General features: G+C 54.3%; 20 protein-coding genes and 3 tRNA genes. 14 read left to right on the forward strand and 9 right to left on the reverse strand.

Annotation, left to right across the window (positions count from 1 at the left end; genetic code table 11):
- Positions 1 to 22: 22 nt before the first annotated feature.
- Positions 23 to 481, reverse strand: coding sequence for a YbaK/EbsC family protein (locus ABFI50_RS12165; protein ID WP_014882440.1), 459 nt, complete (start codon positions 479 to 481; stop codon positions 23 to 25).
- 328 nt (positions 482 to 809) lie between these two features.
- Here ABFI50_RS12165 and ABFI50_RS12170 point away from each other — a divergent pair, with 328 nt between their 5' ends.
- A complete protein-coding gene (locus ABFI50_RS12170) occupies positions 810 to 2,156 on the forward strand; it encodes a PTS sugar transporter subunit IIC (RefSeq protein ID WP_014882441.1) in 1,347 nt (448 codons plus the stop codon).
- A 97-nt stretch (positions 2,157 to 2,253) separates the two neighbouring features.
- Here ABFI50_RS12170 and fhuF read toward each other — a convergent pair whose 3' ends face one another.
- On the reverse strand, positions 2,254 to 3,042 hold the full coding sequence (fhuF, locus tag ABFI50_RS12175) for a siderophore-iron reductase FhuF (protein WP_248180669.1): 789 nt from the start codon (positions 3,040 to 3,042) through the stop codon (positions 2,254 to 2,256).
- Positions 3,043 to 3,136: 94 nt separating this feature from the next.
- A complete protein-coding gene (locus tag ABFI50_RS12180) occupies positions 3,137 to 4,201 on the reverse strand; it encodes a GGDEF domain-containing protein (protein WP_347484144.1) in 1,065 nt (354 codons plus the stop codon).
- 216 nt (positions 4,202 to 4,417) lie between these two features.
- Here ABFI50_RS12180 and ABFI50_RS12185 point away from each other — a divergent pair, with 216 nt between their 5' ends.
- The gene (locus ABFI50_RS12185) at positions 4,418 to 4,687 is read left to right on the forward strand and encodes a DUF1435 domain-containing protein (protein WP_032664925.1); all 270 of its coding nucleotides are present in this window, start codon (positions 4,418 to 4,420) and stop codon (positions 4,685 to 4,687) included.
- 42 nt (positions 4,688 to 4,729) lie between these two features.
- On the opposite strand, the gene ABFI50_RS12190 is transcribed toward ABFI50_RS12185, so the two are convergent.
- The 4 genes from ABFI50_RS12190 to rsmC form a co-directional block, all read right to left on the reverse strand.
- Positions 4,730 to 4,816, reverse strand: a tRNA-Leu gene (locus ABFI50_RS12190).
- A gap of 32 nt (positions 4,817 to 4,848) precedes the next feature.
- A tRNA-Leu gene (locus tag ABFI50_RS12195) sits at positions 4,849 to 4,934 on the reverse strand.
- Between the two features lie 28 nt (positions 4,935 to 4,962).
- Positions 4,963 to 5,049 (reverse strand) — tRNA-Leu (locus ABFI50_RS12200).
- 172 nt (positions 5,050 to 5,221) lie between these two features.
- Positions 5,222 to 6,250 carry a 16S rRNA (guanine(1207)-N(2))-methyltransferase RsmC gene (rsmC, locus tag ABFI50_RS12205; RefSeq protein ID WP_014882445.1) on the reverse strand — a complete coding sequence of 343 codons (1,029 nt, stop codon included), beginning with the start codon at positions 6,248 to 6,250 and terminating at the stop codon, positions 5,222 to 5,224.
- Positions 6,251 to 6,352: 102 nt separating this feature from the next.
- Between rsmC and ABFI50_RS12210 the strand changes: the two genes are divergently transcribed.
- From ABFI50_RS12210 to ABFI50_RS12245, 8 genes are all read left to right on the forward strand, one after another.
- The gene (locus tag ABFI50_RS12210) at positions 6,353 to 6,766 is read left to right on the forward strand and encodes a DNA polymerase III subunit psi (protein WP_014882446.1); all 414 of its coding nucleotides are present in this window, start codon (positions 6,353 to 6,355) and stop codon (positions 6,764 to 6,766) included.
- Positions 6,735 to 7,178: a ribosomal protein S18-alanine N-acetyltransferase gene (rimI, locus tag ABFI50_RS12215; RefSeq protein ID WP_014882447.1), complete on the forward strand. Its 444-nt coding sequence runs from the start codon at positions 6,735 to 6,737 to the stop codon at positions 7,176 to 7,178. The genes ABFI50_RS12210 and rimI overlap by 32 nt, the downstream gene beginning before the upstream one ends.
- A gap of 19 nt (positions 7,179 to 7,197) precedes the next feature.
- Complete coding sequence (gene yjjG, locus ABFI50_RS12220) at positions 7,198 to 7,875, forward strand: pyrimidine 5'-nucleotidase (protein WP_014882448.1); 678 nt, start codon at positions 7,198 to 7,200, stop codon at positions 7,873 to 7,875.
- A gap of 91 nt (positions 7,876 to 7,966) precedes the next feature.
- The gene (prfC, locus tag ABFI50_RS12225; RefSeq protein WP_050862270.1) at positions 7,967 to 9,556 is read left to right on the forward strand and encodes a peptide chain release factor 3; all 1,590 of its coding nucleotides are present in this window, start codon (positions 7,967 to 7,969) and stop codon (positions 9,554 to 9,556) included.
- Positions 9,557 to 9,855: 299 nt separating this feature from the next.
- Positions 9,856 to 10,473, forward strand: a complete 618-nt coding sequence (osmY, locus tag ABFI50_RS12230) for a molecular chaperone OsmY (protein WP_023332031.1) — start codon at positions 9,856 to 9,858, stop codon at positions 10,471 to 10,473.
- 127 nt (positions 10,474 to 10,600) lie between these two features.
- Positions 10,601 to 10,762 carry a DUF1328 domain-containing protein gene (locus ABFI50_RS12235; protein ID WP_003856556.1) on the forward strand — a complete coding sequence of 54 codons (162 nt, stop codon included), beginning with the start codon at positions 10,601 to 10,603 and terminating at the stop codon, positions 10,760 to 10,762.
- A gap of 120 nt (positions 10,763 to 10,882) precedes the next feature.
- Entirely contained in the window at positions 10,883 to 11,935 is a 1,053-nt protein-coding gene (locus ABFI50_RS12240; protein WP_045134351.1) for a patatin family protein, read from the forward strand.
- Positions 11,932 to 12,714: a TatD family hydrolase gene (locus ABFI50_RS12245; protein ID WP_045269577.1), complete on the forward strand. Its 783-nt coding sequence runs from the start codon at positions 11,932 to 11,934 to the stop codon at positions 12,712 to 12,714. Before ABFI50_RS12240 ends, ABFI50_RS12245 begins: the two co-directional genes overlap by 4 nt.
- Here ABFI50_RS12245 and ABFI50_RS12250 read toward each other — a convergent pair.
- The gene (locus tag ABFI50_RS12250) at positions 12,709 to 13,569 is read right to left on the reverse strand and encodes a YjjW family glycine radical enzyme activase (protein WP_014882453.1); all 861 of its coding nucleotides are present in this window, start codon (positions 13,567 to 13,569) and stop codon (positions 12,709 to 12,711) included. The two genes, ABFI50_RS12245 and ABFI50_RS12250, sit on opposite strands and share 6 nt — an antisense overlap.
- Positions 13,544 to 15,079 carry a YjjI family glycine radical enzyme gene (locus ABFI50_RS12255; protein ID WP_318586605.1) on the reverse strand — a complete coding sequence of 512 codons (1,536 nt, stop codon included), beginning with the start codon at positions 15,077 to 15,079 and terminating at the stop codon, positions 13,544 to 13,546. The genes ABFI50_RS12250 and ABFI50_RS12255 overlap by 26 nt, the downstream gene beginning before the upstream one ends.
- Positions 15,080 to 15,341: 262 nt before the next feature.
- Between ABFI50_RS12255 and deoC the strand changes: the two genes are divergently transcribed.
- The 4 genes from deoC to deoD all read left to right on the forward strand — a co-directional run bounded on the left by deoC (position 15,342) and on the right by deoD (position 19,653).
- The gene (deoC, locus tag ABFI50_RS12260) at positions 15,342 to 16,121 is read left to right on the forward strand and encodes a deoxyribose-phosphate aldolase (RefSeq protein ID WP_023310320.1); all 780 of its coding nucleotides are present in this window, start codon (positions 15,342 to 15,344) and stop codon (positions 16,119 to 16,121) included.
- 109 nt (positions 16,122 to 16,230) lie between these two features.
- Entirely contained in the window at positions 16,231 to 17,553 is a 1,323-nt protein-coding gene (deoA, locus tag ABFI50_RS12265; RefSeq protein WP_023332036.1) for a thymidine phosphorylase, read from the forward strand.
- Positions 17,554 to 17,606: 53 nt separating this feature from the next.
- A complete protein-coding gene (gene deoB, locus ABFI50_RS12270; RefSeq protein WP_014882457.1) occupies positions 17,607 to 18,830 on the forward strand; it encodes a phosphopentomutase in 1,224 nt (407 codons plus the stop codon).
- Between the two features lie 103 nt (positions 18,831 to 18,933).
- Positions 18,934 to 19,653, forward strand: coding sequence for a purine-nucleoside phosphorylase (deoD, locus tag ABFI50_RS12275; protein WP_014882458.1), 720 nt, complete (start codon positions 18,934 to 18,936; stop codon positions 19,651 to 19,653).
- Positions 19,654 to 19,686: the final 33 nt, after the last annotated feature.

The raw sequence follows: 19,686 nt of genomic DNA on the forward strand, positions 1-19,686 counted from the left end.
CAGAGATCTTCTGGCGCATCAATCAGATGCACACATCGACCCACTTTGCGGATGTCAGCTCTGCCATTCTGTCCGGAGAAATACGCACAGCACTATGGATTGCACCAGCGGCAGGAAGCACTTCCGCGTACTGTTTTAGAGAGATATCACAGTAAACCGCGAGCGGGTTTTCCAGCCCGAACGGGCAGACGCCGCCAACGGGATGGCCCGTCACGGTGACCACTTCATCACTGCTGAGCATGCGCGCTTTTGCGCCAAAGGTGTCTTTCAGTTTTTTGTTATCCAGACGCGCATCACCCTTCGCAACGACCAGTATCACCTCATTTTTAATCTTCAAAGATAAGGTTTTGGCGATTTGTCCCGGTTCCACACGATGGGCGGCAGCAGCCAGCGCAACGGTAGCCGTACTCTGGCTAAGTTCTATAACCTCTATCTCCGGCGCGTTGTCGGCAAAAAACTGCTGTACGGACTGCAAACTCATTATTTCCTCCTGACAAATAACCTGCGTAATCTGTCATAAGAATTTATGCTCTGTAAATATCTCTTAAGTAACAAATATCCCGGATGGCTGATTTCTGGATCCCCTTCACAATCACAGAAACCGGTTACAGTAACCGGTTGCAGAGCGTGATGCGTAGATTAATACTGAGTATGTAACGTCCCCTGTATCCAATAATAAGAGCCAATTATGAAACCATTTCGTCTGAGCAGTACCGCGGGTACACAAGCCAGCAAGGTTGTGAAGCTGAGTTATGGAACAACGTGCGGCGCGAGCGCGTCCGTTATAAACGTCTGACAGGAGAGCTGCCATGTCTGCCAACCATGCTGCGTTTAATCTGATATTCCGTTTCGTTGAAAATTACGTTAGCCCGATTGCCGGGCGCATCTCTTCTCAACGTCATGTGATGGCTATCCGTGATGGCTTCATCTCCGCGATGCCGTTTATGATTGTGGGTTCATTTTTATTAGTGTTCGCTTACCCGCCGTTTTCGCCTGATACCACCTGGGGTTTCGCACGCGCCTGGCTGGATATGGCGAAACAATTTGAAGGCCAGATCCTCACGCCGTTTGATATGACGATGGGGATTATGTCCATTTATATCTGTGCGGCCATTGCCTATAACCTGGGCAAACACTATGTCAAAACGCACCAGCTCGATCCGTTTATGTGTGCCATGCTCTCGCTCATGGCATTTTTGCTGGTCGCGGCACCGAAAACCAAAGGCACACTTCCTGTCGATAGCCTCGGTGGAACCGGTATTTTCACCGCCATTCTGGTCGCGATTTACTGCGTTGAGATGATGCGTTTCCTCAAGGCGCATAACATCGGTATTCGCCTGCCAGACCAGGTACCGCCGATGATCAAAAACTCCTTTGACCTGCTGATCCCGGTGCTGGTGGTGGTGTTAACGCTCTATCCGCTGAGCCTGGTGATTCAGTCTCAGTTTGACATGCTGATCCCGCAGGCGATTATGTCGATCTTTAAACCCCTGGTTTCCGCGGCAGACTCACTGCCTGCGATTCTGCTGGCGGTACTGATTGGGCATTTGCTGTGGTTCGCCGGGATCCACGGCGCGGCCATTGTCTCCGGGATGCTGCAGATGTTCTGGCTGACAAACCTTGGGGCCAACCAGACCGCACTGGCCGCCGGTCAGCCTTTGCCACATATTTTTATGGAAGCCTTCTGGACGTTCTTCATCGTGATCGGTGGGTCGGGCGCGACGATGGGGCTGGTGATTTGCTATCTGCGTAGCCGCTCGGCGCATTTACGTTCTATCGGGCGTTTGAGCGTGGTGCCCAGCTTCTTTAACATCAACGAACCCGTTATCTTCGGCACGCCGATTGTGATGAATCCGGTGTTCTTTATACCGTTCCTGCTGGCCCCCATGGTTAACGCCGTCCTGGCCTGGGCCGCGATGACCTTTGATTTGATTGGCCGCGTCATTTCCGTCGTACCCTGGACAGCACCGGCGCCGATAGGCGCAGCATGGGCCCTGGGCTGGGATTTCCGTGCAGCTATTCTGGTTGTCGTTCTGGCCTGCGTATCGGCCATCATCTACTACCCGTTCTTTAAAGTTTACGAGAAACAACTGCTGGAGCAGGAAGCTGAAGAAGCGCAGCGTAATGCGGAAGAGGATAATCAGCAGGTGGCCTAGGTAAAAGCAAAACGGCAACTTTCAGGTTGCCGTTTTTAGTGTTTGTTCCCTCTCCCCGTGGGAGAGGGGCAGGGTGAGGGCATCAGGCCGCACCCAATTACTTCAGCGTACAATCCCCGCACTGCTTAACGTCCGGCAGGCGATAGCGCTGGCAGCAGGTGCGGCGCACCAGGAGTCCGTCACGGAGTACAACGGTACGAAAGAGCGGGTTATCGCGGCCGTCTGAAAGCTGTTTTGCAAAGAAACAGGACTGACGCAGTGCATCAACGTTCTCATCACCAAGCAGCGGTTTCATTTCCGTTAAATACCAGTGGATTAAATATCCGGTATTACTCCAGATAAGCTTTCCGTTGATCTCCCCCGTCGCTTCAAGCGCATCCACCACCGGAATCAAGGCCTGAATGACAAGTTGCTCCAGTCGTTCCTGGGCAGAGAGTGGCGCCGCGTTCAGGTCTTCGTGCAGATCGATCCAGAAACAGGCCGCTCGACCGGTTTCGTGGAACTCGACATGGAAATGTTCCGGGGAGAGCGCCAGCATGCTTTTCTGGGTTAACACCGCCAGCATGAGCGGAGGCACCATCAGCCCGATATACCATTGTGCCCACAGGGAAAGCAAAGGCTTATTTTCTCGCGTCAGGGTCGGCTGATTGCGATAGATATGGTCGGAATAGGTGGCAAGCAGCGACTGCAGCGTAGAGGGTTGTCGCCACTCCGCGAGGGTCATGGCGTGGTGCGGGGGCGCTTCATCAAGCCGGATAAAGTCCAGCAGGTGAGCGCGTGTTTCCGCAATCTTATCCCGTATGGCATCCGCAAGCGACGCATTCCCGTTGGTGAGGGGCGCTCGCCAGAGAAGGGGTTCAACAATGTGTGCGGTATGCGTAGCCATAGTTGAGATAGGAATCTAAATGATAATGATTGCCAATCCTAACTATTGCTTATACCAATGGCAAGACTTTTGTCCTGATTCAACGCCGACCCGTCTACGCGGTTTGCAGCTCTTCGCTCAGAAGAATGTTGTTACGTCCAAGATGCTTTGCTTCATAGAGCGCTCTGTCTGCTCTCTCCAGCGCGCCTTCGACATCTTCATTTTCAAAAATGGCAATACCGATGCTGATGGTGACATTGGTGGCGACGCTTTCGTTGAAGAGATGCGGGATTTTCAAATCGTAGACTTTCTGCCGGATCCGTTCTGCCGTATGACGGGCGTGTTCAATTGAAATATTCGTCAGCAGCACCATAAACTCTTCCCCGCCGAAACGCGCCACAATGTCACGCGAACGCACGGCGTCGCGGATTGCTGCAGAAACACGTTTCAGGGCCTGGTCACCCATCATATGGCCGTAGTGGTCGTTATAGGCTTTGAAGTGGTCGATATCCATCAGCAGAACAAAGTGTTCACCGTTTTCCACCGCTGGCAGGTTCTCCAGGCGGCTCTGCAGGCCGCGCCGATTATAGAGGCCGGTAAGCGGATCCATCATGCTGAGATCGGTAAGGGTCTCCCGTTCTTCCAGCAGCCGGGAAAGCAATTCCTGCGCAAAGCGATCGTTACGTCTTTGCAAAATGTTATGAATAGCGATAGCTACCACAGGAAGTGCGAAAGAATAGGTCATTCTCAGCCACATCTCTGGATCGCTTAACCACAGACAGACAATAAACGCGGGGAGTGAATGCAGAGTAAATGCTTTGATATTACTGGCGAATGCCAGCGTTCCGATAAAAAGCACCGTTAATAGGGCGATTAACAAATACGTCGCCTGGTTATGGGTAATTAGCGAAAATTTCGAATCAATTTGCCATGCCCACAAAATACCGAAGATCCCTGAAACAACAGGAATATTTATCTTTCGCGCACACTTTTTCCAGTGCCAGACGAACAGGCCGGTGCTGATGGAAAAAATAGCAATCAGCGGGGCGGAAAACACGCGCACGGAATAGAGCGGATTTGTTACCGAGAACACCGCTGAGGTTGCATTCAGAAATAAAAATAAACGTAACGATAATTGATATTTTCGTTGAACCAAAGACCGCCAGGATTGTGATGTCATAGTCGTGCGTTTTTATTAAAATTTAATTAAAACAGATAAATAGGCGTTGTTTCGCAATAAAATATGCAAAAAACTCAAAGAGTAATTATAAGAAAAACTTTATGTGTAGTTAACAGGTGAGCAATTTATCACCTTAGGCTATTCCTGTCATTCTACATAGCGGTAAAGGTCGAACTTTTTTGATTGTCTGTGCTGACAAATGATAATCTTTATCATATGATATTGTTTATCATTATCGTTATGAAAGGGCGATGCATGTTGAACAGGGTGCTGGGAAGTGCATGGGGGGTACTGCTGCCGGGCGTCGTGCTTGGCGGTTTGATGTTCGCCGATCTCTCCATTGATGTCTGGAAGACCATTCTTGTGTCGGGATTGCTGGTGACTTCATGCATGATCTGGCATAAGCAACTACGTCACTTTGTTTTACTGCCATCCGGTATGGCACTGATCGGTGGAATTCTGGTAATACTGATGAGTTTCAAATAACAGGGAAAAATAAGAGGAACAACAGAAGGGATGCAAGATAATTGGTGCGAGGGGGGGGACTCGAACCCCCACATCCGTAAGGACACTAACACCTGAAGCTAGCGCGTCTACCAATTCCGCCACCTTCGCACAGTTATCTTACTGGTTTGATATCGCCTCGTTGGTGCGAGGGGGGGGACTCGAACCCCCACATCCTAAGGACACTAACACCTGAAGCTAGCGCGTCTACCAATTCCGCCACCTTCGCCCAGTGCGAGCAATATCAACGTGATTTATGGTGCGAGGGGGGGGACTCGAACCCCCACATCCGTAAGGACACTAACACCTGAAGCTAGCGCGTCTACCAATTCCGCCACCTTCGCATACCATCGATACTGTAAAAGTATCGTAACCACGGAGGCGCATTCTAGATGTTTTCAGCTTTACGTCAACAGAAAAGTGCGCACGATTTATTGATCGCTGCAAAAATGGTCGGGAGCGAGGTGCCTGTTTGCCGGATAGCGCATGCGCTTATCTGGCAAACAGAACGGGAGATTACTTTTTGGCCTGACGCGTCATCACGGTGCGATACACCTTAAAGCGGCCGGTCTGGGCGATCACTTCGTGGAAGCCAAAGGTTTCATCCAGCACTTTCGGATACGCCAGGAAGGCGTTCGCGACAATACGCAGTTCACCGCCACTGTTGAGGTGACGGGTCGCACCACGAATCAGCGCTTGCGCCGCTTCGAGGCTGGTCTCCATACCGTCGTGGAACGGCGGGTTAGAGATGATCATGTCAAAGCGGCCGGTCACGTCAGAGAAGACGTTGCTGGCAATAACATCGCCTTCAATGCCGTTTGCCGCAAGCGTTGCACGGCTGGCTTCTACCGCCGGGGCGCTCACATCACACAGGGTTAAACGGACTTTAGGCGAATGGCTGGCAAGCACCGTTGAAAGCACGCCCGCGCCGCAGCCCACGTCCAGCACTTTGCCTTTGGTGTGTGGTGTCAGGGTAGAAAGCAGCAGCTTACTGCCGGTATCCAGCGCATCACGGCTGAACACGCCCGGCAGGGTTTTGATGGTCAGGCCGTCAAGCTGATACTCGTCCCAGTAGGTGTTAGCATCGAATTCTGTCTGTTTTTCCAGACGACCATGGTACAGACCGCAGCGACGCGCGCTGTCGACTTTATTCAGTGGCGCATAGCCTTCCAGCATCTGTTCAGCACTGCGCACGCCGCTGCGGTTCTCACCGACAACGAAAATGTCGCAACCCACCGGCAGCAGGGAAAGCAGGTTCATCAGCTGGAACTGGGCTTCCGGCTTGTTCTTCGGCCAGTAGTAGATCAGCGTATCGCAGTCAGCAATATCGCGTTGTTCCGCCACCAGGCTAAAGCGCGCGCGCTCGCCCATCTGACGGCTCAGCACCTGCCAGTGGTGGTAGTATTGGGTATGGGCACGGCTTTCAGCACAGTCGAAACGCGCAGGCAGGTCATCCTGCATATCTCCGGCAAACAGAATACGGCTTTCTTCGAAATCATCACTGTGACGCAGCAAGACTTCACTTGCCGGGGTAAATGCAGACATGAATTGTTCCTCAATAAACTCAGGCGGGGATTATAGTAGGTAGATGGCGCACTTTCGACACATTTGCTATATTTGCGCGCCTGAGAGACAGGAGTTTTCGCTATGACATCCCGACGAGACTGGCAGTTGCAGCAGCTGGGCATCACCCAGTGGGCCTTGCGTCGCCCGACGGCGTTGCAGGGCGAAATCGCTATCTCCATCCCGGCGCACGTCAGGCTGGTGATGGTGGCGGAAGAACTGCCTGCCCTGAATGAACCCCTGATTGGTGATGTCCTTCGCAGCCTGAAGCTGACTTCCGACCAGGTTTTACAGCTGACGCCGGAACGGGTGGCAATGCTTCCTCCTGAGAGTCGGTGTAACAGCTGGCGCATCGGAGAGACGACCGACATCTCTCTTCAGGGGAGCCAGATCTGCTCGCCAGCGCTGGACGAACTGAAAGCCAACCCAAAAGCGCGCAGCGCGCTATGGCAACAAATCTGCGAATATGAACACGATTTCTTCCCTCACGACGCCTGACCTGACCACCGCGTTCGCGATTGAAACACGCGCCCACGCGTTTCCGTGGAGCGAAAAAACGTTCGCCAGCAACCAGGGCGATCGGTACCTCAACTACCGGCTGGACGTTGACGGCACTATGGCGGCGTTTGCCATAACGCAGGTCGTCCTTGATGAGGCGACGCTGTTTAACATCGCGGTTGACCCTGCGTTTCAGCGCCGGGGACTGGGAAGAGAACTGCTTGAGCATCTCATTCGTGAGCTCGAAACCCGTGACGTTTTTACCCTCTGGCTGGAGGTGCGCGCGTCGAATGTCGCCGCCATCGCGCTCTATGAAAGCTTAGGCTTTAACGAGGCGACAATCCGCCGTAACTACTACCCCACCGCAGAGGGACGTGAAGACGCCATTATTATGGCTCTGCCAATTGGATAACAAAGATAAGGTTGTAACGATGAAATGGGACTGGATTTTCTTTGATGCCGACGAAACGCTGTTTACCTTTGACGCGTTCGGCGGCCTACAGCGGATGTTTCTCGACTATAGCGTGACCTTCACCGCTGAAGATTTTCAGGACTATCAGGCGGTGAACAAGCCGCTGTGGGTGGATTATCAGAACGGCGCCATCACCGCGTTACAACTCCAGCACCAGCGTTTTGACGCGTGGGCGGAACGCTTAAACGTCAGTCCGGGCTCGCTGAACGAAGCTTTTCTCAATGCGATGGCAGAGATTTGCTCCCCACTGCCGGGCGCGGTTTCCCTGCTGGATTCTCTCAAAGGTAAAGCGAAGCTTGGGATCATCACCAACGGCTTTACCGCGCTGCAGCAGATCCGCCTTGAACGCACCGGCCTGCGCGATCATTTTGACGCGCTGGTGATCTCCGAAGAGGTGGGGGTGCCGAAGCCGGATCCGCGAATTTTTGATTATGCCCTGGCGCAAGCCGGAAATCCCGACCGCGACCGCGTGCTGATGGTAGGGGATACCGCAGAGTCTGATATTCTGGGGGGTATGAACTCCGGTCTGTCGACTGTCTGGCTGAATGCGCATGGCCGCGTGAAGCCTGAAGGCATTGAGCCGACCTGGACCGTCACGTCGTTGAACGAACTGGAGCAACTCCTGTGTAAACAATGATTGCCTGCCCCCCATTGATGGGTAAAATAGCCGCAATTTTGTATTCCATGACGCGTGGCGTGCTGCCGCGCTTATAAAAGAAGATTTAATTATGACGTTGTCTCCTTATCTGCAAGAGGTGGCCAAGCGCCGTACTTTTGCCATTATCTCGCACCCGGATGCCGGTAAAACGACCATCACCGAGAAGGTGTTGCTGTTCGGACAGGCGATCCAGACTGCGGGTACCGTTAAAGGCCGTGGCTCCAGCCAGCATGCGAAATCAGACTGGATGGAGATGGAAAAGCAGCGTGGTATTTCGATTACCACCTCCGTGATGCAGTTCCCGTATCACGACTGCCTGGTAAACCTGCTGGACACCCCGGGCCACGAAGACTTCTCCGAAGATACCTACCGTACACTGACGGCAGTGGACTGCTGCCTGATGGTGATCGACGCCGCGAAAGGGGTAGAAGATCGTACCCGTAAGCTGATGGAAGTTACCCGTCTGCGCGATACGCCGATCCTCACCTTTATGAACAAACTCGACCGTGACATCCGTGACCCGATGGAGTTAATGGATGAAGTGGAAAACGAGCTGAAGATCGCCTGTGCGCCAATCACCTGGCCTATTGGCTGCGGTAAGCTGTTTAAAGGGGTGTATCACCTCTATAAAGACGAAACTTACCTGTATCAAACCGGTAAAGGGCACACCATTCAGGAAGTGCGCATGGTGAAAGGTCTGGACAACCCGGATCTGGACGCTGCGGTCGGTGAAGAGCTTGCCGCGCAGCTGCGCGATGAGCTGGAGCTGGTGAAAGGTGCCTCGCATGAGTTCGACAAAGAACTGTTCCTGAGCGGTGAAATTACCCCGGTGTTCTTTGGTACCGCGCTCGGTAACTTTGGCGTAGACCATATGCTCGACGGTCTGGTGGAGTGGGCGCCACAGCCGATGCCACGCAAAACCGACACCCGTGAAGTGGAAGCGAAAGAAGAGAAATTCACCGGCTTCGTATTCAAGATTCAGGCTAACATGGACCCGAAACACCGTGACCGCGTCGCCTTTATGCGCGTAGTGTCCGGTAAGTATGAAAAGGGCATGAAGCTGCGCCAGGTGCGTATTGGTAAAGATGTGGTGATCTCCGACGCGCTGACCTTTATGGCGGGTGACCGCTCGCACGTTGAAGAAGCGTATCCGGGTGACATCATCGGTCTGCACAACCACGGTACGATCCAGATCGGCGATACGTTCACTCAGGGTGAAATGATGAAGTTCACGGGTATCCCGAACTTCGCCCCTGAGCTGTTCCGTCGTATTCGCCTGCGCGATCCACTGAAGCAGAAACAGCTGCTGAAAGGTCTGGTTCAGCTCTCTGAAGAGGGGGCGGTGCAGGTCTTCCGTCCTATCGCCAACAACGATCTGATCGTCGGTGCGGTCGGCGTACTGCAGTTCGACGTTGTCGTTGCGCGTCTGAAAAGCGAATACAACGTGGAAGCGATTTACGAATCGGTGAACGTGGCGACGGCGCGCTGGGTTGAGTGTTCTGACGTGAAGAAATTCGAAGAATTTAAGCGTAAGAACGAAGTACAACTGGCGCTGGATGGCGGCGATAACCTGACCTATATTGCCCCAACCATGGTGAACCTGAACCTGACGCAGGAGCGTTATCCTGACGTTCAGTTCCGCAAAACGCGCGAACACTAATTCCCTCTCAGGGCACGGCACTCGCCGTGCTCTTCTTTATTTCCTGTCTTATTAGTCCCTTGCGGAATGTTCTTAATTCACTGCGTTTTCACGCCTTTTGCCTATTTTTTGCCCAAATCTGAAAGCGGCATTGTGAGAGTGATCTATATTTAACTCAGTGTTTAGCACCGGGCGTGGATAAATTAACTGTTCAATGCATGGCTTTAGGTTATCCATTTCGCCCGTGTGTTTATTCGCAATATATAAAACTACTAAGGAAGTATGTAGCCCGAATAACGGGTCAACACAGGAATACATCGATGAATATGACAAGACTGAAGATTTCTAAAACTCTGCTGGCTGTAACACTGGGTAGCGTTCTGGTTAGCGGTTCCGCTCTGGCGGAAAGCAGCACCATGGATAAAGCACAGTCCACAGCCGATAGCGCAGGGCAAAAAATCGATAGCTCTATGAATAAAGTCGGTAATTTCATGGACGACAGCTCTATCACAGCAAAAGTGAAAGCCGCACTGGTGGATGACGAAGCGATCAAGAGCACCGATATTTCCGTTAAAACCGACAAGAAAGTCGTGACCCTGAGTGGCTTTGTGGAAAGCCAGGCCCAGGCCGAACAGGCTGTCAAAGTGGCGAAGGGTGTTGAGGGTGTCACCTCCGTGAGCGATAAACTGCACGTTCGCGACAGCAAAGACGCTTCAGTGAAAGGTTATGCCGGGGATGCGGCAACCACCAGCGAAATCAAAGCTAAACTGTTAGCAGATGACATCGTACCGTCCCGTAAGGTGAAAGTGGAAACCACCGATGGCGTGGTTCAGCTTTCCGGTACGGTTGATTCCCAGGCGCAAAGTGAACGCGCCGAGTCAATTGCGAAAGCGATTGATGGTGTGAAAAGCGTTAAAAACGATCTGAAAACGAAGTAAATCTGGACCAGTCGCCCGCCAGGCTCAACCCTGCGGGCGAAATAAGAACGACTCTGGAAAAACGCCGGTGAGTGACCTGAGCGCTCACGTTTAGCGGCCGACATTAACTATGGTAAAGGAGAAGCTTATGTTTCGTTGGGGCATTATATTTCTGGTTATCGCGTTAATTGCCGCCGCATTGGGCTTTGGTGGACTGGCAGGTACAGCGGCATGGGCAGCTAAAATTGTCTTTGTTGTGGGTATTATTCTGTTCCTGGTCAGCCTGTTTACAGGGCGTCGACGTCCATAGCAAACGCAATATTCCATCAACAAAATAAAGCCAGTCACTGCGACTGGCTTTTTCTTATTTGCGTTACAGGTCGGGTGCGTTACTGTGGTGTTATAAAATAATCAAAACAGGAAAGCAGAGGTGGGGCAACGAATTCCCGTTACGCTCGGCAATATTGCGCCGCTGACGTTAAAACCGTTTCGCGCGGGTCAACTCGCACTGGTCTGTGAGGGCGGTGGGCAGCGCGGCATTTTCACCGCTGGCGTGCTGGATGAGTTTATGCGCGCGCAGTTCAACCCGTTTGATCTCTACTTTGGCACGTCTGCCGGGGCGCAGAATCTCTCAGCCTATGTCTGCAACCAGCCTGGCTACGCGCGAAAAGTGATTATGCGCTACACCACGGCGAAAGAATTTTTTAACCCGGTGCGCTTTGTGCGCGGCGGCAACCTGATCGATCTCGACTGGCTGCTGGAGTCGACCTCCAGCCAGATGCCGCTGGCAATGGACACGGCGGCCCGTCTGTTTGATAGCGGAAAAGAGTTTTGGATGTGCGCCAGTCGGGGGGATGACTATTCCCCGGGCTATTTCTCTCCGCAGAAGGAGAACTGGCTGGACATCATCCGCGCCTCCAGCGCCATTCCCGGTTTTTATCGTACCGGCGCCCTGCTGGACGGCATCAGCTATCTGGACGGCGGGATCAGTGACGCGGTACCGGTGCAGGAAGCCGCCCGTCGCGGTGCGAAAACGATCGTGGTGATCCGTACCGTGCCGTCGCAAATGTACTATACACCGCAGTGGTTTAAGCGGATGGAGCGCTGGTTGGGTGACAGCAGCCTGCAACCGCTGGTGAACATCGCGAAGCAGCATGAAACCACCTACGGCGCGATGCAGCGTTTCATTGAAAAACCGCCGGGTAAGCTGCGAATTTTCGAAATCTATCCTCCTAAGCCATTGATCAGCATGGCGCTGGGCAGCCGCGTCCCTGCGCTGCGCATGGATTACAAAACGGGGCGGCTGTGCGGACGCTACTTCCTGGCGACGGTCGGTAAGATGCTGGCGGAGCAACCGCCTCTGCATCGGCATAAACCCATCATTACGCCCCCTGCAATTGTCGCCAACGACGCCCTGACGATGCCGCTGGTGGACATTCCACAGGCGAATGACGCTTTATTAGATAACGAGGATCTGGCGTGACGCACCGCTTTGTTGATACCCACTGCCACTTTGATTTTCCGCCGTTTACGGGAAATGAGGCGCAAAGTATTGCGAAAGCCGCTGAGGCAGGCGTTCAGGCGATCGTTGTACCGTCGGTAGAAGCGGCTGATTTTTCGCGTGTGCTGACGCTCTCCACGCGTTACCCCGCTCTCTATGCTGCGCTCGGCCTGCATCCGATAGTGATTGAGCGCCACCTTGATGAGCATATTGAGGCACTTGATGAAGCCCTGCAGACCGCAGGAGACAAACTTGTCGCTATCGGCGAGATCGGGCTCGATCTCTATCGTGAGGATCCTCAGTTTGAACGCCAGCAGACGATCCTCGACGCGCAGCTTCGGCTGGCTAAGCGTCACGACCTGCCGGTGATCCTCCATTCAAGACGCACGCACGATAAGCTGGCGATGCACCTGAAACGCATCGATCTACCGCGTAGCGGCGTGGTGCACGGTTTTTCCGGCAGCCTGCAGCAGGCGCAGCGTTTTATCGAGCTGGGCTATAAAATTGGCGTGGGGGGCACCATTACCTATCCGCGTGCCAGTAAAACCCGCGATGTGATGGCACAGTTGCCACTCTCTGCGCTGCTACTGGAAACGGATGCCCCGGATATGCCGCTGAGTGGTTTTCAGGGCCAGCCGAATCGTCCGGAGCAGGCGGCGCGCGTGTTTACCACCCTATGTGAGCTGCGAACGGAGCCTGAAGAGGTGATTGCCGATGCGTTACTGGAAAATACGCGTGCGGTATTTGGCATCACGCTATAGGTAAAGTGCCGGACGAATCACCGTTATCTTCTGTTTTTCCAGTGCCTGCGCCAGCGGTTCAATGTCCTCCGGCGTGGCGCTGCGCCATGACGCCGCCTCACCGTAAACCCCATGCGCATGAAACGCGTTAATACGCACCGGAACATTCCCAAGCCCGCGGATAAACGTGGTCAGCGGCTTAAGATGTTCCAGATAATCGCACTGCTCCGGGATAACCAGCAAGCGCAGTTCCGTCAAACGGTGGCGATCGGCAAGCCAGCGAATGCTCTGTTTAATCAGCGGGTTTTCGCGCCCGGTCAGGAAACGGTGATGCGCGTTTCCCCATGCCTTGAGATCCAGCATCGCCCCATCCAGTACCGGCAGCAGTTTCTCCCAGCCGGTTTCGCTTAGCAGCCCGTTGCTGTCCACCAGGCAGGTTAAATGCTGCAGTTCAGGATCGGTTTTGATTGCGCTAAAAAGGGCGATTAAAAACGGCAGCTGTGTTGTGGCCTCGCCGCCGCTGACGGTAACGCCCTCAATAAAGGGGGCAGCTTTTCGGATCTGCGTGAGGATCTCCTCCACGCTCAGGCGGTGCGCCATGGGCGTGGACTGCTGCGGGCAAAGATGAAGGCAGGTATCACACTGCTGGCAATGACTCTCCTGCCACCATACGCGTCCGGCCTGAATGTTGAGTGCATCATGAGGGCAGTGGGGCACGCAGTCGCCGCAGTCGTTGCAGCGCCCGATGGTCCATGGGTTGTGGCAGGTTTTACAGCGCAGGTTGCAGCCCTGCAGGAACAGGGCCAGGCGACTGCCCGGCCCGTCCACGCAGGAAAAAGGAATGACCTGACTAACTAAAGCGCATCTGTTGTTCATAGCTTATCACGCGCGGCTGACGTTCCAGGATGCGGGTATTGCGTGCGGCTTCTTCGCCAAGCCAGGTCGTATTGGTGCGCGAACCGGCTTCGCGGAATTTTTCCAGGTCCGACAGGCGCACCATGTAGCCCGTCACGCGGACCAGATCGTTACCCGCAACGTTGGCAGTGAACTCCCGCATACCGGCCCTGAACGCGCCCAGACAAAGCTGCACTATCGCCTGTGGGTTGCGTTTTACCGTCTCATCGAGCGTTAAAATATCGCTGATACCGGAGTGATAGTGTCTGTGGTGTGGCGCAACGGCCAGCAGATGGCTGATGGGATCCGGTTCGTCACCATAAGGCAGACGCGCGCCTGGCGTGGTGCCTGAATCAGAGCTGATGCCCGACTGCGCATGGAGCATGGCGCGCTGTTTCCAGCCGTGCTTCACAGGCGTGTTTTCTACAAACGCCGCAAGCTGTTCGCTGATGCGATAGCCCAGCGCGTTAGCCTGCCCGTCTTTGCCATAGCGACCGTTGATTCCGTCCTTCTCACAGAGCGTGTTTACCGCTTCCGCCAGGCCGTACATGCCAAACATCGGCACAAAACGCCCGGCATCAATCAGCCCCTCTTTTACCAGGAAGCTATTCTCAAAGAAGCCTGATTGTTGATAGAGAAAATCACAGCGGGCATCAATGATGGCGATTTGCTGCTGACAGTAGTGCGGAAGCGTACGGTTGAAGAAGTCGTCAACGGAGGTGCTGTGCTCCGCAATGGCTTTGAGGTTAAGGCGCACCAGGGTGCTGCCACCGCCAGCCAGCGGCAGGGAGTTGTAACAGCTCACCACGCCAAAACGGCCTTTTGTGAAAATTTTATCATTCACGGGGCCGTTTGAAATATGCGGTTTACTGCATTCGCAAATGTTTCTTGCCACCTCAAGCAGCAAATCGTCCGGGGTGATTTCAGGATCGTAAATAAAGGTCAGATTCGGCGCGACCTGCTTAAGCTCTGCATCTGCACGTAGAATGGCGCGGATGATGGGGCCGTCAGCGGGCCCGATGTTTGCGTGCATAAACGCATCAGGGAGCGTTCTGTCGAGATAGCGCCAGAAACGTTTTATTCGGCTATCGATTTCTTCTTGTGTTAGAATTCTAACATATGGATTCAGTATCGCATCAAGCTGCCCCAGATAGACCGGCATAGATGTCACTGAAGGAACATGATGGTAGAGAATGGTTAATAGCGAGAGGGCATCATCCAGATCCTTTGCCCCTTCCAGCTCCAGCCATTCAGAACCGTTAGCCAGGAATTTTTCATAATCCGGCAGGACGTAGCGCGGTTTGTAAGGCGCATGGCCTTCGAACATGTCGCAGATAAATCCCTCGTCCAGCGCGGCGCGGGCGGCTTCAGGAAGCGTCGGATAAGGCAGGTTGTTTTCCGCTTCCAGCGCCAGAAAATGACGTTTTTGTTCCGGGGTTAACACCGGACTTGTCACAATGTGCTGGCAACGTTGTTGCAGGGTATCTGGCATGTTCGCTTCCTTGAGTGTTCTGCTGATGATGAACAAATTGTAGAAAGCCAGCCTGTTGGGGCTTTTGATCCCACAGGGGGTATCGCGGCTTTAGTCAGCAATAAGTGCGCTAAAGTTTGAAGAAGATCTCATTACAGTAATGCAAATTTGTACGCAGTTTTCATTAACTGTGATGAATGTCGAAGTGTGGATGCGGGTGGATGTTAAAATACTCACAGACCCGCAAGGTAAAATTGATACGGCACTGCCGTTGGAGAATGTTATGACCGATTTAACTGCAAGCAGCCTGCGCGCGTTGAAACTGATGGACCTGACTACCCTGAACGATGACGACACCAATGAGAAAGTCATCGCCCTGTGCCATCAGGCGAAAACGCCAGTGGGTAACACCGCAGCCATCTGTATCTACCCGCGCTTTATTCCGATTGCCCGCAAAACGCTGAAAGAGCAGGGCACGCCGGATGTGCGCATTGCAACCGTAACTAACTTCCCGCACGGCAACGACGATATCGAGATTGCGCTGGCAGAAACCCGCGCGGCCATTGCTTACGGTGCAGACGAAGTTGACGTGGTATTCCCGTACCGCGCGCTGATCGCCGGTAACGAGCAGGTTGGCTTCGACCTGGTGAAAGCCTGTAAAGACGCGTGCGCGGCGGCAAACGTGCTGCTGAAAGTGATCATCGAAACCGGCGAGCTGAAAGAAGAAGCGCTTATTCGTAAAGCGTCTGAAATCTCCATCAAAGCCGGTGCGGATTTCATTAAAACCTCCACCGGTAAAGTACCGGTGAATGCGACCCCGGAAAGCGCGCGCATCATGATGGAAGTCATTCGCGATATGGGCGTGTCCAAAACCGTTGGTTTCAAACCTGCGGGCGGCGTGCGTACTGCCGAAGACGCGCAGCAGTTCCTGGCGATTGCCGACGAGCTGTTCGGCGCCGACTGGGCCGATTCCCGTCACTACCGCTTCGGTGCGTCCAGCCTGCTGGCAAGCCTGCTGAAAGCGCTGGGTCATGGCGACGGTAAGAGCGCAAGCAGCTACTGATTGCCAGACAATGCCGGATGACGCTTTGCTTATCCGGCCTACAGGGTCGTAGGGCGGGTAAGCGTAGCGCCACCCGCCACAATTCCCCCGATTCCGCATGGAGGTTACCGTGTTTCTCGCACAAGAAATTATTCGTAAAAAACGTGATGGTCATGCATTAAGCGACGAAGAGATCCGCTTCTTTATCAATGGCATTCGTGATAACACCGTCTCTGAAGGGCAGATTGCGGCTCTGGCGATGACCATTTTCTTCCACGATATGTCGATGCCCGAGCGCGTGTCGCTGACCATGGCGATGCGAGATTCAGGAACCGTTCTGGACTGGAAAAGCCTTAACCTTAACGGCCCGATTGTGGACAAACACTCCACCGGCGGTGTGGGTGACGTGACCTCCCTGATGCTGGGCCCTATGGTGGCCGCCTGTGGCGGTTACATCCCGATGATTTCCGGGCGCGGTCTGGGCCACACCGGCGGTACGCTCGACAAACTGGAAGCCATTCCGGGCTTCGATATCTTCCCGGATGACAACCGCTTCCGCGACATTATTAAAGACGTGGGTGTGGCAATTATCGGCCAGACCAGCTCTCTTGCCCCGGCAGACAAGCGTTTCTACGCGACCCGCGACATCACCGCCACCGTTGACTCCATTCCGTTGATCACCGCCTCTATTCTGGCGAAAAAGCTGGCAGAAGGGCTGGACGCGCTGGTGATGGACGTGAAGGTGGGCAGCGGTGCCTTTATGCCGACCTATGAACTTTCTGCCCAGCTCGCCGAAGCGATCGTTGGCGTCTCCAACGGCGCAGGCGTGCGCACCACCGCGCTGCTCACTGACATGAACCAGGTACTGGCCTCCAGCGCCGGTAACGCGGTCGAAGTGCGTGAAGCCGTCCAGTTCCTGACGGGGGAATACCGCAACCCGCGCCTGTTCGACGTGACCATGGCGCTGTGTGTAGAGATGCTGATCTCCGGCAAGCTGGCGAAAGACGAGGCGGAAGCCCGCGCGAAACTGCAGGCCGTGCTGGACAACGGCAAAGCGGCAGAGATCTTTGGCCGTATGGTCGCCGCACAAAAAGGCCCGACCGACTTCGTTGAGAATTACGCCAAATACCTGCCAACCGCGACGCTCAGCAAAGCCGTATATGCCGACAGCGAGGGCTTTGTCTCAGCAATGGACACCCGTGCGCTGGGTATGGCGGTGGTCTCGATGGGCGGCGGTCGTCGTCAGGCGTCAGACACCATTGATTACAGCGTCGGCTTTACCGATATGGCCCGTCTGGGCGACAGCGTTGATGGCCAACGTCCGCTGGCGGTGATCCACGCCAAAGACGAAGCCAGCTGGCAGGACGCGGCGAAGGCGGTGAAAGCGGCCATTACGCTTGCTGATAAAGCGCCAGAAAGCTCACCTTCGGTCTATCGCCGTATCACCGAATAGCGGTATACTGATCTGATCGAATTTTTATGAAGCACTACGTACGGAGAACAATTATGAAACGTGCATTTATTATGGTGCTGGACTCATTCGGCATCGGCGCAACCGAAGATGCAGAACGTTTTGGTGACGTGGGTTCCGATACCATGGGTCACATCGCGGAAGCCTGTGCGAAAGGCGAAGCGGACAACGGTCGTAAAGGCCCTCTGACCCTGCCAAACCTGACCCGCCTCGGTCTGGTGAAAGCGCATGAAGGTTCTACCGGTAAAATCGCAGCCGGTATGGACGGCAACGCGGAAGTGGTGGGCGCCTACGCCTGGGCTCACGAGCTCTCTTCCGGTAAAGATACCCCGTCTGGCCACTGGGAAATCGCCGGTGTGCCGGTCCTCTTCGACTGGGGTTATTTCTCCGATCACGAGAACAGCTTCCCGCAGGAGCTGCTCGATAAGCTGGTGAAGCGTGCCAACCTGCCGGGCTACCTCGGTAACTGCCACTCTTCCGGCACCGTGATTCTGGACCAGCTTGGCGAAGAGCACATGAAAACCGGCAAGCCGATTTTCTACACCTCCGCTGACTCCGTTTTCCAGATTGCCTGCCACGAAGAGACGTTTGGCCTGGATAAACTCTACGAGCTGTGTGAAATCGCCCGTGAAGAGCTGACCGAAGGCGGCTACAACATTGGTCGCGTTATCGCCCGTCCGTTTATCGGCGATAAAGCAGGTAACTTCCAGCGTACCGGTAACCGTCACGACCTGGCCGTTGAGCCACCGGCTCCTACCGTGCTGCAGAAACTGGTCGACGAGAAAGACGGTCACGTGGTGTCCGTGGGTAAAATCGCAGACATCTACGCTAACTGCGGCATCACCAAAAAAGTGAAAGCCACCGGTCTGGATGCGCTGTTCGATGCCACCATCAAAGAGATGAAAGAAGCGGGCGATAAGACCATTGTCTTCACCAACTTCGTGGACTTCGACTCTTCCTGGGGGCACCGTCGTGACGTCGCGGGCTATGCTGCCGGTCTGGAACTGTTCGACCGCCGTCTGCCAGAGCTGATGGAGCTGGTGGGTGAAGATGACATTCTGATCCTGACCGCCGACCACGGCTGTGACCCAACCTGGACCGGTACCGACCACACCCGTGAGCACATTCCGGTGCTGGTGTACGGACCGAAAGTCAAACCAGGTTCACTGGGACACCGTGAAACCTTCGCAGACATCGGCCAGACCCTCGCGAAGTACTTTGGTACGTCCGACATGGAATATGGCAAGGCTATGTTCTGAGGTCATTGCCCGGTGGCGCTTCGCTTACCGGGCCTACGGTTTTGTAGGCCGGGTAAGGCGTAGCCGCCACCCGGCAAAAACAACAATGTAAAAGGAACTGAAGATGGCAACTCCTCACATTAACGCAGAAATGGGTGATTTCGCTGACGTCGTATTGATGCCGGGCGACCCGCTGCGCGCGAAGCACATTGCAGAAACTTTCCTCGAAGACGTGCGTGAAGTGAACAACGTGCGCGGCATGCTGGGTTTCACCGGTACCTATAAAGGCCGCAAAATCTCCGTGATGGGCCACGGTATGGGTATCCCATCCTGCTCTATCTACACCAAAGAGCTGATCACTGATTTCGGCGTGAAGAAAATCATCCGCGTGGGATCCTGCGGCGCGGTGCGCATGGATGTTAAGCTGCGTGATGTGGTTATCGGCATGGGCGCATGCACAGATTCTAAAGTGAACCGTATTCGCTTTAAGGATCATGACTTCGCGGCGATTGCTGACTTCGACATGGTGCGTAACGCGGTGGACGCGGCCAAAGCGCTGGGCGTTGACGCGCGCGTAGGCAACCTCTTCTCTGCCGACCTGTTCTACTCCCCGGACGGTGAAATGTTCGACGTGATGGAGAAGTACGGCATCCTCGGCGTGGAGATGGAAGCGGCGGGTATCTACGGCGTAGCGGCAGAATTCGGTGCGAAAGCGCTGACCATCTGCACCGTCTCTGACCATATCCGTACCCACGAGCAGACGACCGCTGCTGAACGTCAGACCACCTTCAACGACATGATCAAAATCGCGCTGGAATCCGTTCTGCTGGGCGATAAAGAGTAATGTTGTGCTGCCGGGCGGCGAAAGCCGCCCGGT

The organism is Enterobacter sp. HNDS-6 (assembly GCF_039850505.1).
Lineage (GTDB): Bacteria > Pseudomonadota > Gammaproteobacteria > Enterobacterales > Enterobacteriaceae > Enterobacter > Enterobacter kobei.

Coding starts and splice junctions, on each gene's coding strand:
- ABFI50_RS12255 (WP_318586605.1), bottom strand. CDS start 15,079: ATGCCAGATACCCTGCAACAACGTTGCCAGCACATTGTGACAAGTCCG.
- prfC (WP_050862270.1), top strand. CDS start 7,967: ATGACGTTGTCTCCTTATCTGCAAGAGGTGGCCAAGCGCCGTACTTTT.
- rsmC (WP_014882445.1), bottom strand. CDS start 6,250: ATGTCTGCATTTACCCCGGCAAGTGAAGTCTTGCTGCGTCACAGTGAT.
- ABFI50_RS12235 (WP_003856556.1), top strand. CDS start 10,601: ATGTTTCGTTGGGGCATTATATTTCTGGTTATCGCGTTAATTGCCGCC.
- ABFI50_RS12170 (WP_014882441.1), top strand. CDS start 810: ATGTCTGCCAACCATGCTGCGTTTAATCTGATATTCCGTTTCGTTGAA.
- deoD (WP_014882458.1), top strand. CDS start 18,934: ATGGCAACTCCTCACATTAACGCAGAAATGGGTGATTTCGCTGACGTC.
- fhuF (WP_248180669.1), bottom strand. CDS start 3,042: ATGGCTACGCATACCGCACACATTGTTGAACCCCTTCTCTGGCGAGCG.
- ABFI50_RS12185 (WP_032664925.1), top strand. CDS start 4,418: ATGATATTGTTTATCATTATCGTTATGAAAGGGCGATGCATGTTGAAC.
- ABFI50_RS12210 (WP_014882446.1), top strand. CDS start 6,353: ATGACATCCCGACGAGACTGGCAGTTGCAGCAGCTGGGCATCACCCAG.
- ABFI50_RS12250 (WP_014882453.1), bottom strand. CDS start 13,569: ATGAACAACAGATGCGCTTTAGTTAGTCAGGTCATTCCTTTTTCCTGC.
- ABFI50_RS12165 (WP_014882440.1), bottom strand. CDS start 481: ATGAGTTTGCAGTCCGTACAGCAGTTTTTTGCCGACAACGCGCCGGAG.
- deoB (WP_014882457.1), top strand. CDS start 17,607: ATGAAACGTGCATTTATTATGGTGCTGGACTCATTCGGCATCGGCGCA.
- rimI (WP_014882447.1), top strand. CDS start 6,735: ATGAACACGATTTCTTCCCTCACGACGCCTGACCTGACCACCGCGTTC.
- yjjG (WP_014882448.1), top strand. CDS start 7,198: ATGAAATGGGACTGGATTTTCTTTGATGCCGACGAAACGCTGTTTACC.
- osmY (WP_023332031.1), top strand. CDS start 9,856: ATGAATATGACAAGACTGAAGATTTCTAAAACTCTGCTGGCTGTAACA.
- ABFI50_RS12180 (WP_347484144.1), bottom strand. CDS start 4,201: ATGACATCACAATCCTGGCGGTCTTTGGTTCAACGAAAATATCAATTA.
- deoC (WP_023310320.1), top strand. CDS start 15,342: ATGACCGATTTAACTGCAAGCAGCCTGCGCGCGTTGAAACTGATGGAC.